The sequence below is a fragment of the Pseudomonas sp. S2_A05 genome, assembly GCF_054668485.1.
Genome location: NZ_CP162775.1, coordinates 4,069,510 through 4,084,660 on the forward strand (window position 1 = coordinate 4,069,510; position 15,151 = coordinate 4,084,660).

11 protein-coding genes, 4 tRNA genes and 2 rRNA genes are annotated in these 15,151 nt (G+C 54.4%); all 17 read right to left on the minus strand.

Annotation, left to right across the window (positions count from 1 at the left end; genetic code table 11):
• Positions 1–59: 59 nt before the first annotated feature.
• Positions 60–4,133 (minus strand): DNA-directed RNA polymerase subunit beta, encoded by a 4,074-nt coding sequence (gene rpoB / locus AB4O12_RS18595; protein WP_016772939.1) that lies wholly within the window; start codon positions 4,131–4,133, stop codon positions 60–62.
• A 221-nt stretch (positions 4,134–4,354) separates the two neighbouring features.
• Positions 4,355–4,720, minus strand: coding sequence for a 50S ribosomal protein L7/L12 (rplL, locus tag AB4O12_RS18600; protein ID WP_007962228.1), 366 nt, complete (start codon positions 4,718–4,720; stop codon positions 4,355–4,357).
• A gap of 73 nt (positions 4,721–4,793) precedes the next feature.
• Positions 4,794–5,294 (minus strand): 50S ribosomal protein L10, encoded by a 501-nt coding sequence (gene rplJ, locus AB4O12_RS18605; RefSeq protein ID WP_008081912.1) that lies wholly within the window; start codon positions 5,292–5,294, stop codon positions 4,794–4,796.
• A gap of 198 nt (positions 5,295–5,492) precedes the next feature.
• A complete protein-coding gene (gene rplA / locus AB4O12_RS18610; protein ID WP_024014523.1) occupies positions 5,493–6,188 on the minus strand; it encodes a 50S ribosomal protein L1 in 696 nt (231 codons plus the stop codon).
• A complete protein-coding gene (rplK, locus tag AB4O12_RS18615; protein ID WP_003176435.1) occupies positions 6,188–6,619 on the minus strand; it encodes a 50S ribosomal protein L11 in 432 nt (143 codons plus the stop codon). The genes rplA and rplK overlap by 1 nt, the downstream gene beginning before the upstream one ends.
• Before the next feature lie 118 nt (positions 6,620–6,737).
• The gene (gene nusG / locus AB4O12_RS18620) at positions 6,738–7,271 is read right to left on the minus strand and encodes a transcription termination/antitermination protein NusG (RefSeq protein WP_007957598.1); all 534 of its coding nucleotides are present in this window, start codon (positions 7,269–7,271) and stop codon (positions 6,738–6,740) included.
• A 9-nt stretch (positions 7,272–7,280) separates the two neighbouring features.
• Positions 7,281–7,649 (minus strand): preprotein translocase subunit SecE, encoded by a 369-nt coding sequence (gene secE / locus AB4O12_RS18625; RefSeq protein WP_016772937.1) that lies wholly within the window; start codon positions 7,647–7,649, stop codon positions 7,281–7,283.
• A gap of 45 nt (positions 7,650–7,694) precedes the next feature.
• Positions 7,695–7,770 (minus strand) — tRNA-Trp (locus AB4O12_RS18630).
• Positions 7,771–7,823: 53 nt separating this feature from the next.
• Positions 7,824–9,017 carry an elongation factor Tu gene (tuf, locus tag AB4O12_RS18635; protein WP_064361246.1) on the minus strand — a complete coding sequence of 398 codons (1,194 nt, stop codon included), beginning with the start codon at positions 9,015–9,017 and terminating at the stop codon, positions 7,824–7,826.
• An 85-nt stretch (positions 9,018–9,102) separates the two neighbouring features.
• Positions 9,103–9,178: transfer RNA gene (locus AB4O12_RS18640), tRNA-Thr, on the minus strand.
• Between the two features lie 27 nt (positions 9,179–9,205).
• Positions 9,206–9,279: transfer RNA gene (locus AB4O12_RS18645), tRNA-Gly, on the minus strand.
• A gap of 25 nt (positions 9,280–9,304) precedes the next feature.
• A tRNA-Tyr gene (locus AB4O12_RS18650) sits at positions 9,305–9,389 on the minus strand.
• A 142-nt stretch (positions 9,390–9,531) separates the two neighbouring features.
• The gene (locus AB4O12_RS18655; protein ID WP_095181969.1) at positions 9,532–9,963 is read right to left on the minus strand and encodes a hypothetical protein; all 432 of its coding nucleotides are present in this window, start codon (positions 9,961–9,963) and stop codon (positions 9,532–9,534) included.
• A gap of 7 nt (positions 9,964–9,970) precedes the next feature.
• The gene (locus AB4O12_RS18660; protein ID WP_095181970.1) at positions 9,971–10,723 is read right to left on the minus strand and encodes a pantothenate kinase; all 753 of its coding nucleotides are present in this window, start codon (positions 10,721–10,723) and stop codon (positions 9,971–9,973) included.
• Positions 10,713–11,666 carry a bifunctional biotin--[acetyl-CoA-carboxylase] ligase/biotin operon repressor BirA gene (birA, locus tag AB4O12_RS18665; RefSeq protein WP_150638814.1) on the minus strand — a complete coding sequence of 318 codons (954 nt, stop codon included), beginning with the start codon at positions 11,664–11,666 and terminating at the stop codon, positions 10,713–10,715. The genes AB4O12_RS18660 and birA overlap by 11 nt, the downstream gene beginning before the upstream one ends.
• 132 nt (positions 11,667–11,798) lie before the next feature.
• Positions 11,799–11,914, minus strand: a 5S ribosomal RNA gene (rrf, locus tag AB4O12_RS18670).
• Between the two features lie 154 nt (positions 11,915–12,068).
• A 23S ribosomal RNA gene (locus tag AB4O12_RS18675) occupies positions 12,069–14,963 on the minus strand.
• Between the last annotated feature and the right edge of the window lie 188 nt (positions 14,964–15,151).

A 15,151-nucleotide genomic window follows, 5' to 3' on the forward strand; every position in this document is an offset into this window, starting at 1 on the left:
TTCCTCCTGGCGGAGCAGAGAGCGGGCAATCCTGCCCCGCTCTCGATTCGCGTCACGTGTTATTCGGTTTCCAGATCGATATCGATGCCGAGGGAACGAATTTCCTTGATCAACACGTTGAAGGACTCGGGCATGCCCGGCTCCATACGGTGATCGCCATCCACGATGTTCTTGTACATCTTGGTACGGCCGTTCACATCGTCCGACTTCACTGTGAGCATTTCTTGCAGAGTGTAAGCAGCACCGTATGCTTCCAGTGCCCAGACCTCCATCTCCCCGAAACGCTGACCACCGAACTGCGCCTTACCACCCAGCGGCTGCTGGGTAACCAGGCTGTAAGAACCGGTAGAACGCGCGTGCATCTTGTCGTCTACCAAGTGGTTCAGCTTCAGCATGTACATGTAGCCAACGGTAACTGGACGCTCGAACTTGTTGCCGGTACGGCCGTCGGTCAGCTGCATCTGGCCGCTTTCCGGCAGGTCTGCCAGTTTCAGCATGGCCTTGATTTCGCTTTCCTTGGCGCCGTCGAACACTGGAGTGGCCATTGGAACGCCGCCACGCAGGTTGTTCGCCAGATCGAGGATTTCCTGATCGGAGAAGCTGTCCAGATCTTCGTTACGACCGCCGATCTGGTTGTAGATCTCGTCCAGGAAAGTGCGCAGTTCAGCGACTTTACGCTGCTCTTCGACCATCCGGTTGATCTTCTCGCCCAGACCTTTGGCCGCGAGGCCCAGGTGGGTTTCGAGAATCTGACCAACGTTCATACGCGAAGGTACGCCCAGCGGGTTGAGGACTACGTCGACCGGGGTGCCATTGGCATCGTGCGGCATGTCTTCAACCGGCATGATCACGGAGACCACACCCTTGTTACCGTGACGACCGGCCATCTTGTCGCCCGGCTGGATGCGGCGACGGATTGCCAGGTAAACCTTGACGATTTTCAGCACGCCTGGAGCCAGGTCATCGCCCTGCTGCAGTTTGCGCTTCTTGTCTTCGAACTTGTCGTCCAGCAGACGGCGACGATCAACGATGTAGGCCTGAGCCTTCTCGAGCTGCTCGTTCAGCGCATCTTCAGCCATGCGCAGTTTGAACCACTGGCCGTGCTCAAGACCGTCGAGTACTTCGTCGGTGATGTCCTGACCTTTCTTCAGGCCGGCGCCGCCTTCGGCCTTGTGGCCTACCAGTGCGGAACGCAGACGTTCGAAAGTCGCGCCTTCAACGATGCGGAACTCTTCGTTCAGATCCTTGCGGATCTCGTCCAGCTGGGACTTCTCGATCGACAGTGCACGAGCATCACGCTCAACGCCGTCGCGGGTGAAGACCTGTACGTCGATGACAGTACCTTTGGTGCCGGTTGGCACGCGCAGGGAGGTGTCTTTAACGTCGCTGGCTTTTTCACCGAAGATTGCACGCAGCAGTTTTTCTTCCGGAGTCAGTTGGGTCTCGCCTTTCGGAGTGACCTTACCCACCAGGATGTCGCCTGCGCCTACTTCAGCACCTACGTAAACGATACCGGCTTCGTCCAGCTTGTTCAGTGCAGCTTCACCCACGTTCGGGATGTCCGCAGTGATTTCCTCTGGGCCAAGCTTGGTGTCACGGGCCACACAGGTCAGTTCCTGAATGTGGATCGTGGTGAAACGGTCTTCCTGAACAACACGCTCGGACAGGCAGATGGAGTCTTCGAAGTTGAAGCCGTTCCATGCCATGAACGCGATGCGCATGTTCTGACCCAGTGCCAGCTCACCCATGTCGGTGGACGGGCCGTCGGCCATGATGTCGCTACGCTGAACCCGATCACCTTTACGTACCAGCGGACGCTGGTTGATGCAGGTGTTCTGGTTCGAGCGGGTGTATTTGGTCAGGTTGTAGATGTCGACACCGGCTTCACCGGTTTCAACTTCGTCATCGGCAACACGAACCACGATACGGCTGGCGTCGACGGAGTCGATCACGCCACCACGACGAGCCACGACGCAAACGCCGGAGTCACGGGCTACGTTACGCTCCATGCCGGTACCTACCAGCGGCTTGTCAGCGCGCAGAGTCGGTACAGCCTGACGCTGCATGTTCGAACCCATCAACGCACGGTTGGCGTCGTCGTGCTCGAGGAACGGAATCAGCGACGCTGCAACCGACACAACCTGCTTCGGCGAAACGTCCATCAGGGTGACGTCTTCCGGCGCCTTGACGGTGAATTCGTTCAGGTGACGTACCGCAACCAGTTCGTCGATCAGGACTTTCTGCTCGTTCATGGTCGCCGAAGCCTGCGCGATCACGTGATCGGCTTCTTCAATAGCGGACAGGAACACGATCTCGTCGGTGACCACACCCTCTTTCACCACGCGGTACGGGCTTTCCAGGAAGCCGTACTGGTTGGTGCGAGCGTACGCAGCCAGGGAGTTGATCAGGCCGATGTTCGGACCTTCCGGCGTTTCAATCGGGCAGACACGACCGTAGTGAGTCGGGTGTACGTCACGGACTTCGAAGCCTGCGCGCTCACGAGTCAGACCGCCAGGGCCGAGTGCAGAGACACGACGCTTGTGGGTGATCTCGGACAGCGGGTTGTTCTGGTCCATGAACTGCGACAGCTGGCTGGAACCGAAGAACTCTTTCACCGCTGCAGCCACTGGCTTGGCGTTGATCAGGTCTTGCGGCATCAGGCCTTCGCTTTCAGCCATCGACAGACGCTCTTTGACCGCACGCTCAACACGTACCAGGCCAACGCGGAACTGGTTTTCGGCCATTTCGCCTACGCAGCGAACACGACGGTTACCCAGGTGGTCGATGTCATCGACGATGCCTTTACCGTTACGGATGTCGACCAGAGTCTTCAGGACCGCGACGATGTCTTCCTTGCACAGCACGCCCGAACCTTCGATCTCGGTACGACCGATACGACGGTTGAACTTCATCCGGCCGACCGCAGACAGGTCATAACGCTCAGGGCTGAAGAACAGGTTGTTGAACAGGGTCTCGGCAGCGTCTTTGGTTGGCGGCTCGCCCGGACGCATCATGCGATAGATCTCGACCAGCGCTTCCAACTGGTTGCTGGTGGAGTCTATCTTCAGTGTGTCGGAGACGAACGGACCACAGTCGATGTCGTTGGTGTACAGGGTCTCGATGCGAACGACCTGGGCCTTGGCGATCTTTGCCAGGACTTCAGTGTTCAGCTCGGTGTTGCATTCGGCCAGGATTTCGCCGGTAGCCGGGTGCACGATAGCCTTGGCGGTGGTGCGGCCGAGGACGTAGTCCAGTGGCACGTCCAGCGTCTTGATACCGGCCTTCTCGATCTGGTTGATGTGGCGCGCGGTAATACGGCGGCCTTGCTCAACGATGACCTTGCCCTTCTCGTCCTGGATGTCCAGAACCGCAACTTCACCACGCAGGCGCGATGGCACCAGTTCCAGGCTGAGGGTTTCGCCGCTCAGGTGGAATACGTTGGTGGTGTAGAACGCGTCCAGCACTTCTTCGGTGGTGTAACCGAGTGCGCGCAGCAGTACCGAGGCCGGCAGCTTGCGACGACGGTCGATACGCACGAAGACGCAGTCTTTCGGGTCGAATTCGAAGTCCAGCCACGAACCGCGGTAAGGAATGATGCGAGCCGAGTAAAGCAGTTTGCCGGAGCTGTGCGTCTTGCCGCGGTCGTGGTCGAAGAACACGCCCGGGGAACGGTGCAGCTGGGAAACGATAACACGCTCGGTACCGTTGATTACGAAGGTACCGTTCTCAGTCATCAGGGGAATTTCACCCATGTAGACTTCTTGCTCTTTGATGTCCTTGATCGCTTTGTTCGACGATTCTTTGTCGAAAATGATCAGGCGCACTTTTACCCGCAAAGGTACGGCGAAAGTTACACCGCGCAATACGCATTCTTTGACATCAAATGCCGGTTCGCCCAGGCGATAACCGACGTACTCCAGCGCAGCATTGCCGGAGTAGCTGATGATCGGGAAAACGGATTTGAAGGCCGCATGCAGGCCCACGTCGCGGAACTGATCTTTAGTCGCTCCCGCTTGCAAGAATTCACGATACGAATCCAGCTGGATGGCCAGGAGGTAAGGCACATCCATGACGTCCGGCAACTTGCTAAAGTCCTTGCGGATACGTTTTTTCTCAGTATATGAGTAAGCCATCAGCGTTCCCCAGCTTGGTCACCTGCTTGTTTGGCCCCTCCCGACGGGAGCAGCCAGAAAATCGTGCAAACCCCATGGTTTGCGCCACCGCATCGGGTGGTTACAGCGCCTTTATCAGCACCGACCCAGTCGGCTGCCAATAACGGAAAAAGGCCGGTGGCAAGAGCCACCAGCCATCAGCCTGTCGCTTGACGCTCGGGCTGGAGGAGCAAAGTCGATGCTTACTTCAGCTCGACTTTAGCGCCTGCTTCTTCCAGCTTCTTCTTGGCGTCTTCAGCCGCTTCTTTCGAAACGCCTTCAGCTACAACCTGAGGAGCGCCGTCTACTTTCTCTTTGGCTTCTTTCAGGCCCAGACCGGTCAGTTCACGAACTGCCTTGATCACGTTAACCTTCTTCTCGCCAGCTTCCAGCAGAACAACGTTGAACTCGGTTTGCTCTTCAACAGCAGCAGCAGCTACAGCTGGGCCAGCCGAAGCGGCAGCAGCGGTAACACCGAAGGTTTCTTCCATCGCTTTGATCAGCTCAACGATTTCCACTACGGATTTCTGGCCGATTGCTTCGATGATTTGTTCGTTAGTCAGAGACATGACTCAATTCCTGAATTGGGGGACGGCCTACGCGACCATCGAAATAAACAAAAAACGCGAGAAGTGACGAGCCTTAGGCTGCGGCAGCTTCTTTCTGGTCGCGAATTGCCGCCAGAGTACGAGCCAATTTGCTGGTTGCGCCTTGAATCACGCTCATCAGCTGAGAAATTGCTTCGTCACGGGTCGGCAGAGTTGCCAGTACGTCGATCTGATTAGCTGCGAGGAACTTGCCCTCGAACGCAGCTGCCTTGATCTCGAACTTGTCCTGACCCTTGGCAAACTCTTTGAAGATACGGGCAGCAGCGCCCGGATGTTCGTTCGAGAATGCAATCAGGGTCGGGCCGGTGAACACGTCGTTGAGAACACTGTATTGAGTGTCAGCAACAGCGCGCTTGAGCAGGGTGTTACGTACAACACGTACGTAAACGCCAGCTTCACGAGCCTCTTTACGGAGTCCGGTCATTGCGCCTACTGTTACGCCACGTGCATCAACCACGACAGCGGACAGAGCGACTTTGGCAGCCTCGTTGACTTCAGCGACGATGGCCTTCTTGTCTTCGAGATTAATTGCCACGGGTTTAACTCCTGCTTGTTACCGTTTCATTCGATCGGAACCGAATGTCGTTTTGGTGTCTGATTCGGTAAGGAACCGGGAGCACCATCTGCGTAGGCTTGAGGTTTAAGGCTTGCGCCGCCTACGGTCTTGGATAGCCCCCGCCAGGCAGGGACCCCAATCTTTCAATTGGCGCGGCAATCCGCGCCAACCTTTGTCTTACGCGTCGAGCGAGCTCTGGTCGATAACCAGACCTGGGCCCATAGTGGTGCTCAGGGTAACGCGCTTGACGTAAATACCTTTCGAGGAAGCTGGCTTGATACGCTTCAGATCAGCGATCAGGGCTTCAACGTTTTCCTTCAGCTTGACGGCGTCGAAGCCGATCTTGCCAACGGAAGTGTGGATGATGCCGTTTTTGTCGGTGCGATAACGAACCTGACCAGCCTTGGCGTTCTTGACCGCGTTGGCTACGTCTGGAGTTACGGTGCCGACTTTAGGGTTAGGCATCAGGCCACGTGGACCGAGGATCTGACCCAACTGACCTACAACGCGCATGGCATCCGGGGATGCGATCACTACGTCATAGTTCAGGTCGCCGCCTTTCATTTCGGCAGCCAGGTCGTCCATACCTACACGATCAGCGCCGGCAGCCAGAGCGGCCTCAGCAGCTGGACCCTGGGTGAACACAGCAACGCGAACGGTCTTGCCAGTGCCGTGTGGCAGCACAGTAGCGCTACGAACAACCTGGTCGGATTTACGCGGGTCTACACCCAGGTTTACAGCAACGTCGAACGACTCGCTGAACTTGACAGTCGACAGCTCGGCCAGCAGAGCAGCGGCGTCTACAATGTTGTAGGCCTTGCCTGCTTCGATTTTGCCGGCGATAGCCTTTTGACGCTTGGTCAGCTTAGCCATTACACACCCTCCACGTTAAGGCCCATGCTACGAGCAGAACCGGCGATAGTACGCACGGCTGCATCCATATCAGCTGCAGTCAGATCCGCGTTTTTGGTTTTCGCGATTTCTTCCAGCTGAGCACGGGTAACAGTGCCAACCTTAACGGTGTTCGGACGAGCGGAACCGCTGGTCAGACCGGCCGCCTTCTTCAGCAGAACCGAAGCAGGGGTGGATTTGGTTTCGAAAGTGAAGCTACGGTCGCTGTAGACAGTGATGATCACTGGAGTCGGCAGACCTGGCTCAAGACCCTGAGTACGGGCGTTGAAAGCCTTGCAGAATTCCATGATGTTCACGCCGTGCTGACCCAGAGCAGGACCAACCGGTGGACTTGGGTTAGCCTGAGCGGCCTTCACTTGCAGCTTGATGTAAGCGGTAATCTTCTTGGCCATGAGGCACTCCAATTACGGGTTCGAACGCCTCGAAAGGCTCCCCGGTTACTTGCGCGTTTATCCCAGTGACGACAAAACCCCACAGCCTAAGGCTGCGGGGTTGGGATTGCTTGTCCAGCTAGACCTTCTCGACCTGACTGAACTCGAGCTCCACCGGAGTAGAGCGACCGAAAATGAGCACTGCCACTTGGATCCGGCTCTTTTCGTAGTTAACTTCTTCCACAACGCCGTTGAAATCAGCGAATGGACCGTCATTGACACGTACCGTCTCGCCCGGCTCGAACAAAGTCTTCGGCTTCGGCTTGTCGCTACCATCAGCAACGCGACGCAGAATCGCTTCTGCCTCTTTATCTGTAATTGGCGCAGGCTTGTCAGCGGTACCGCCGATAAAACCCATCACCCGAGGAGTATCCTTGACCAAGTGCCAAGTACCCTCGTTCATATCCATTTGGACCAGCACATAGCCTGGAAAGAACTTCCGTTCGCTTTTGCGCTTCTGGCCGTTACGCATCTCAACCACTTCTTCAGTGGGAACCAGAATCTCGCCGAAGCCATCTTCCATGCCAGCCAGCTTTACGCGCTCGATCAGCGAGCGCATCACATGCTTCTCGTAACCCGAGTAAGCATGCACAACATACCAACGCTTAGCCACGGGACACCCTTAGCCGACAATCAAGGAAACAAGCCAGCCGAGCAGGGAATCAAGACCCCACAACAGCAACGCCATAACCAGAACAACAGCCACGACAATCAGCGTGGTCTGCGTGGTTTCTTGGCGAGTTGGCCACACGACTTTACGAATCTCGGTGCGAGCTTCCTTAACCAGTACAAAGAAAGACTTGCCCTTCGCGGTTTGCAGGCCTACAAAGGCAGCTACGGCAGCAATGGCAAGCAAAGCGAGTACACGGTACAGGATCGGCGAAGCAGCGTAATACTGATTGCCAACAACGCCAACAACCACTAAAGCGACTACTACAAGCCACTTGAGCAGATCGAAGCGAGAGCCTTGAGCTTCAGCTTTAGGAGTCATCTATGAAGATCCTGTGAAAAGAAAGCCAGATACACCGAGTGAATCTGGCAGGTCAGGAGGGAATCGAACCCCCAACCTACGGTTTTGGAGACCGTCGCTCTGCCAATTGAGCTACTGACCTAAAACAAAATCAGGCCGACCATTATGCCGGCCCGAAAAATACATTACAACCGCTTATTCGATGATTTTTGCTACGACGCCAGCGCCGACGGTACGACCGCCTTCACGGATAGCGAAACGCAGACCGTCTTCCATCGCGATGGTTTTGATCAGGGTAACAGTCATCTGAATGTTGTCACCTGGCATTACCATTTCAACGCCTTCTGGCAGCTCGCAGTTACCAGTCACGTCAGTAGTACGGAAGTAGAACTGTGGACGGTAGCCTTTGAAGAACGGAGTGTGACGACCGCCTTCTTCCTTGCTCAGAACGTAAACTTCTGCGGTGAACTTGGTGTGCGGCTTGACCGAACCTGGCTTGACCAGAACCTGGCCACGCTCAACGTCGTCACGCTTGGTACCACGCAGCAGAACGCCGCAGTTCTCGCCAGCACGACCTTCGTCGAGCAGCTTGCGGAACATTTCAACACCGGTGCAAGTAGTAACGGTGGTATCACGCAGACCAACGATTTCCAGCGGGTCCTGAACGCGAACGATACCGCGCTCGATACGACCAGTCACAACAGTACCGCGACCCGAGATCGAGAATACGTCTTCGATTGGCATCAGGAATGGCTTATCGATCATACGAACTGGCTCTGGGATGTAGGCATCCAGAGTTTCAACCAGTTTCTTGACGGCAGTGGTGCCCATCTCGTTGTCGTCTTTGCCTTCCAGCGCCATACGAGCCGAACCGATGATGATCGGAGTGTCGTCGCCCGGGAAGTCGTAAGTCGACAGCAGGTCACGAACTTCCATCTCAACCAGTTCCAGCAGCTCAGCATCGTCTACTAGGTCAGCCTTGTTCAGGAAGACCACGATGTACGGAACGCCAACCTGACGGGACAGCAGGATGTGCTCACGGGTTTGCGGCATCGGACCATCAGCGGCCGAGCAAACCAGGATAGCGCCGTCCATCTGAGCAGCACCGGTGATCATGTTCTTCACGTAGTCAGCGTGACCTGGGCAGTCAACGTGAGCGTAGTGACGGATCTTCGAGTTGTACTCAACGTGCGCGGTGTTGATGGTGATACCGCGAGCTTTTTCTTCTGGTGCGCTGTCGATCTTGTCGAAGTCAACGATTGCAGAACCGAAAACCTCGGAGCAAACGCGAGTCAGAGCAGCAGTCAGAGTGGTTTTACCGTGGTCAACGTGACCAATGGTCCCAACGTTGACGTGGGGCAGGGAACGATCAAATTTTTCCTTAGCCATCGATATCACCCTCTACAGAAGAAATTAGACAAACAATATCAACCATTAAAACAAAGGCAGATATTTTCATATCTGCCTTGTTATATGGAGCTCTTGAGCGGATTTGAACCGCTGACCTCACCCTTACCAAGGGTGTGCTCTACCAACTGAGCTACAAGAGCAAAACCCTTTTGCACAACCTGCAAACTTGGAGCGGGTAGCGGGAATCGAACCCGCATCATCAGCTTGGAAGGCTGAGGTTCTACCACTAAACTATACCCGCGGAGCCTGCAGCTCACGCTTAAATCTGGTGGAGGGAGAAGGATTCGAACCTTCGAAGTCGTAGACGTCAGATTTACAGTCTGATCCCTTTGGCCGCTCGGGAACCCCTCCTAATCAGGCCGGCATTCTATATCATGCCAAACCCCTGTCAAGCATTTTCTCATTTAAAAACCTGAGGTTAGCTGCGTTGACACGCTTCACTTCGAATCCCGTTTAAGGTGTTCGCTGTGGAGCGGGCGCCATTCTATGCAAACTATTGAGCAGGTGCAACCCCTTCGCACAGCATTATTTTATGTTTTAACTCATTGAATTCCTTGGAAAGGTTTTGCAACTGCAGATCGCCCAACAAACGCTGGCTGTCCGGCGCAGCTGCCAGCCAGTACCCGCTTCCGGCAGCATCTTTCGGCAGGGATTGCACATTGACTTTCATCGCCACCAGACGCTGTTGCAACCTGGCAATTGAATCTTCGTCAGAAAATCCACCAAGGAACAAGCACTGCTGACGCGGCGCCACCTCGCCTCTTCGACCTTCACCTGCGGTTTCGCTCAGCAGACGGATATCCTGCTGCGAACCACGATACAGATTAAGAGGCGTTACATCTTTGGCTCGCAAGGGCGCTTCCTGCTGATGCCAGACATAGTAAAAAACATTGAGTACAACCAGCAGCAGGAACAACCAACGCATATAAACCTCAAGACAAGGGACAAGCCATCGCCAAGCCGACAAAAACCAGGTCGGGCACAACCCTGGCGTCAGGCGCGACGCCTTTAACCAACTCGGCATCCCCTCCCGTAATAAAGACGGCGAATTGCTCTCCCCAGTACGCTCGAGCCAGCTCTAATTGAGTGAGAACGAAGCCCCTCAGCATCAAAGAACAACCGCGCTCCACCGCTTCAACGGTGGTCCGTCCCGGGACGTGACTGGAAAGGGCGCGCTCTGCTGCTTCATCACCATAACGAATTTTACGGGTATGGGTGCGCAACTGGTTTCGCATCAAAGGCATACCAGGACAAATGAACCCCCCGAGATGCTCACCGTCAGCCGCGACAAAATCGGCAGTGACCGCGGTACCGAAATCGAGAACCAGGCAAGCACTTCCGGCAGCCAGGTGGAAGCCGCCGAGCATCGCCAGCCAGCGATCAAGCCCCAGACGCTCATAGTCTTCATAGCCGTTTCGAACACCGGACATCTCGCGGGCGGGTTTCGCACACACGATAGGAATACCGAACGCGCGCTCAAGCATTTCGGTTAAAGCGCTGGTTTCCTCGTTAGTCCTGACGCTTACCAAACGACACTTGCGCAGCGAGAGCGGCTTTATGATCCGTAGACTCTCAAGCAAAGCCTGATTGGAATCTACAACCCCTTCCGAAACCAGCCCACTCGCCGACGCATCCAGCACGCGCCATTTGATAAAACTATTGCCGCAGTCAAGCTCAAGAATCATCACGCAACCTCAGGCTGAGCTCTCCACCACTAAAGACTTTTTCAACACCATCTACAATCAAGCGCAACCCGCCTTGGCTATCAATCCCGAGCACTATCCCATCGATATGGCTGTTACCCGCGATCAACGACACGGATCGACCCTGCCACAGATGATTTTCCGCCCATTCTGCCTGCAGACTTGCGAACCCGTTGAGCTGGTGTTTATGGGTATAAGCTTTGAGTTGATTACTCAACTCAACCACCAGAGCATTGCGATCGCAGGCTTTGCCTGACTCCAGTTTTATAGAAGTCCATTGCTGGTCGACCTCATCGGCAACCTGCATATTCACGTTGATTCCTATACCCAATACAACATGACATACATCCGCCGGATCGCCGACGAGTTCGAGCAGGATGCCGGCTATTTTCTTGTTACCCACCAAAACATCGTTGGGCCACTTCAAACCGGCATTGGGCACGCCGGCGCTTCGCAAGGTCTGCATCACGGCCAAGCCAACAACAAGGCTCAACCCCTCAAGCTGACGCATGCCGCCATCTATTCGAAGAACCAGGCTGTAATAAAGATTTTCCGCAAATGGGCTCACCCACTTGCGGCCTCGACGACCACGGCCTGCCAATTGTCGCTCCGCGAGCACCAAAAACGGCGCGGGGGCGCCCTCGCTGATGGAGCGCAGAGCTTCGGCATTTGTCGAGTCGACGGAGTCGAACACACGCACCGGCCATTCGGGCATCTTCCTGGTTATTTCAAGTGGATCAAGGAGCATCAGAGGCGCCGACAATTGATATCCGCGACCGCGAACTTTATGGATCGACAGGCCGAGTTCAGCTTCAAGCTGTTGTAGCTGCTTCCATACAGCACTTCGGCTAATTCCCAGGGCAACGCCCAAGTCCTGTCCGGAATGGAATCGTCCATCCTTCAGTAGGTTCAACAACGTCAGCATGCAGGTATCGCCTCATAATGAGGCCCGCATAATAGCCATGCCCCGGGCCGTTGCATAGAAATCAAGCGGACACATTTCTCGCAGGCAAAACAAAACCCCAACTGCTTTCGCAATTGGGGTTTCGGAATTTAATCTTGACGATGACCTACTCTCACATGGGGAAACCCCACACTACCATCGGCGATGCATCGTTTCACTGCTGAGTTCGGGATGGGATCAGGTGGTTCCAACGCTCTATGGTCGTCAAGAAATTCGGGTACTGACTCGGGACCGGATGGCCTCGCTTCAGCAAATTGGGTATGTGACAGCTAGGTGTTTGTGCGTTTCGAACTTTCGGTTCGTTTCGTCTTCACACACCGCAATCTGGTGCCTTTTCAGGTCAGCAAATTGCTTGGGTGTTATATGGTCAAGCCTCACGGGCAATTAGTATTGGTTAGCTCAACGCCTCACAGCGCTTACACACCCAACCTATCAACGTCGTAGTCTTCGACGGCCCTTCAGGGAACTCAAGGTTCCAGTGAGATCTCATCTTGAGGCAAGTTTCCCGCTTAGATGCTTTCAGCGGTTATCTTTCCCGAACATAGCTACCCGGCAATGCCACTGGCGTGACAACCGGAACACCAGAGGTTCGTCCACTCCGGTCCTCTCGTACTAGGAGCAGCCCCTCTCAAATCTCAAACGTCCACGGCAGATAGGGACCGAACTGTCTCACGACGTTCTAAACCCAGCTCGCGTACCACTTTAAATGGCGAACAGCCATACCCTTGGGACCGGCTTCAGCCCCAGGATGTGATGAGCCGACATCGAGGTGCCAAACACCGCCGTCGATATGAACTCTTGGGCGGTATCAGCCTGTTATCCCCGGAGTACCTTTTATCCGTTGAGCGATGGCCCTTCCATACAGAACCACCGGATCACTAAGACCTACTTTCGTACCTGCTCGACGTGTCTGTCTCGCAGTCAAGCGCGCTTTTGCCTTTATACTCTACGACCGATTTCCGACCGGTCTGAGCGCACCTTCGTACTCCTCCGTTACTCTTTAGGAGGAGACCGCCCCAGTCAAACTACCCACCATACACTGTCCTCGATCCGGATAACGGACCTGAGTTAGAACCTCAAAGTTGCCAGGGTGGTATTTCAAGGATGGCTCCACGCGAACTGGCGTCCACGCTTCAAAGCCTCCCACCTATCCTACACAAGCAAATTCAAAGTCCAGTGCAAAGCTATAGTAAAGGTTCACGGGGTCTTTCCGTCTAGCCGCGGATACACTGCATCTTCACAGCGATTTCAATTTCACTGAGTCTCGGGTGGAGACAGCGCCGCCATCGTTACGCCATTCGTGCAGGTCGGAACTTACCCGACAAGGAATTTCGCTACCTTAGGACCGTTATAGTTACGGCCGCCGTTTACCGGGGCTTCGATCAAGAGCTTCGCGTTAGCTAACCCCATCAATTAACCTTCCGGCACCGGGCAGGCGTCACACCCTATACGTCCACTTTCGTGTTTGCAGAGTGCTGTGTTTTTAATAAACAGTCGCAGCGGCACTGGTATCTTCGACCGGCATGAGCTTACGGAGCAAGTCCTTCACCCTCACCGGCGCACCTTCTCCCGAAGTTACGGTGCCATTTTGCCTAGTTCCTTCACCCGAGTTCTCTCAAGCGCCTTGGTATTCTCTACCCAACCACCTGTGTCGGTTTGGGGTACGGTTCCTGGTTATCTGAAGCTTAGAAGCTTTTCTTGGAAGCATGGCATCAACCACTTCGTGTTCTAAAAGAACACTCGTCATCAGCTCTCGGCCTTAAGATCCCGGATTTACCTAAGATCTCAGCCTACCACCTTAAACTTGGACAACCAACGCCAAGCTGGCCTAGCCTTCTCCGTCCCTCCATCGCAATAACCAGAAGTACAGGAATATTAACCTGTTTTCCATCGACTACGCTTTTCAGCCTCGCCTTAGGGACCGACTAACCCTGCGTCGATTAACGTTGCGCAGGAAACCTTGGTCTTTCGGCGTGGGTGTTTTTCACACCCATTGTCGTTACTCATGTCAGCATTCGCACTTCTGATACCTCCAGCAAGCTTCTCAACTCACCTTCACAGGCTTACAGAACGCTCCTCTACCGCATCACCCGAAGGTGATACCCGTAGCTTCGGTGTATGGTTTGAGCCCCGTTACATCTTCCGCGCAGGCCGACTCGACTAGTGAGCTATTACGCTTTCTTTAAAGGGTGGCTGCTTCTAAGCCAACCTCCTAGCTGTCTAAGCCTTCCCACATCGTTTCCCACTTAACCATAACTTTGGGACCTTAGCTGACGGTCTGGGTTGTTTCCCTTTTCACGACGGACGTTAGCACCCGCCGTGTGTCTCCCATGCTCGGCACTTGTAGGTATTCGGAGTTTGCATCGGTTTGGTAAGTCGGGATGACCCCCTAGCCGAAACAGTGCTCTACCCCCTACAGTGATACATGAGGCGCTACCTAAATAGCTTTCGAGGAGAACCAGCTATCTCCGAGCTTGATTAGCCTTTCACTCCGATCCACAGGTCATCCGCTAACTTTTCAACGGTAGTCGGTTCGGTCCTCCAGTCAGTGTTACCTAACCTTCAACCTGCCCATGGATAGATCGCCCGGTTTCGGGTCTATTCCCAGCGACTAGACGCCCTATTAAGACTCGCTTTCGCTACGCCTCCCCTATTCGGTTAAGCTCGCCACTGAAAATAAGTCGCTGACCCATTATACAAAAGGTACGCAGTCACAGAACAAAGTCTGCTCCCACTGCTTGTACGCATACGGTTTCAGGATCTATTTCACTCCCCTCTCCGGGGTTCTTTTCGCCTTTCCCTCACGGTACTAGTTCACTATCGGTCAGTCAGTAGTATTTAGCCTTGGAGGATGGTCCCCCCATATTCAGACAAAGTTTCTCGTGCTCCGTCCTACTCGATTTCATGACTAAGAGATTTTCGCGTACAGGGCTATCACCCACTATGGCCGCACTTTCCAGAGCGTTCCGCTAATCTCAAAGCCACTTAAGGGCTAGTCCCCGTTCGCTCGCCACTACTAAGGGAATCTCGGTTGATTTCTTTTCCTCAGGGTACTTAGATGTTTCAGTTCCCCTGGTTCGCCTCTTGCACCTATGTATTCAGTACAAGATAACCATCTTATGATGGCTGGGTTCCCCCATTCAGACATCTCCGGATCAAAGTCTGTTTGCCGACTCCCCGAAGCTTTTCGCAGGCTACCACGTCTTTCATCGCCTCTGACTGCCAAGGCATCCACCGTATGCGCTTCTTCACTTGACCATATAACCCCAAGCAATCTGGTTATACTGTGAAGACGACATTCGCCGAAAATTCGAATTTCTCAACTAAGAGAACTCACAAATTTTACCTTAGCCTGATCCGTTACCAGTGAAAGTAACGTTCAGTCTATCTTTCTATCACATACCCAAATTTTTAAAGAACGATCTAGTCAAAGACTAGAAATCAAC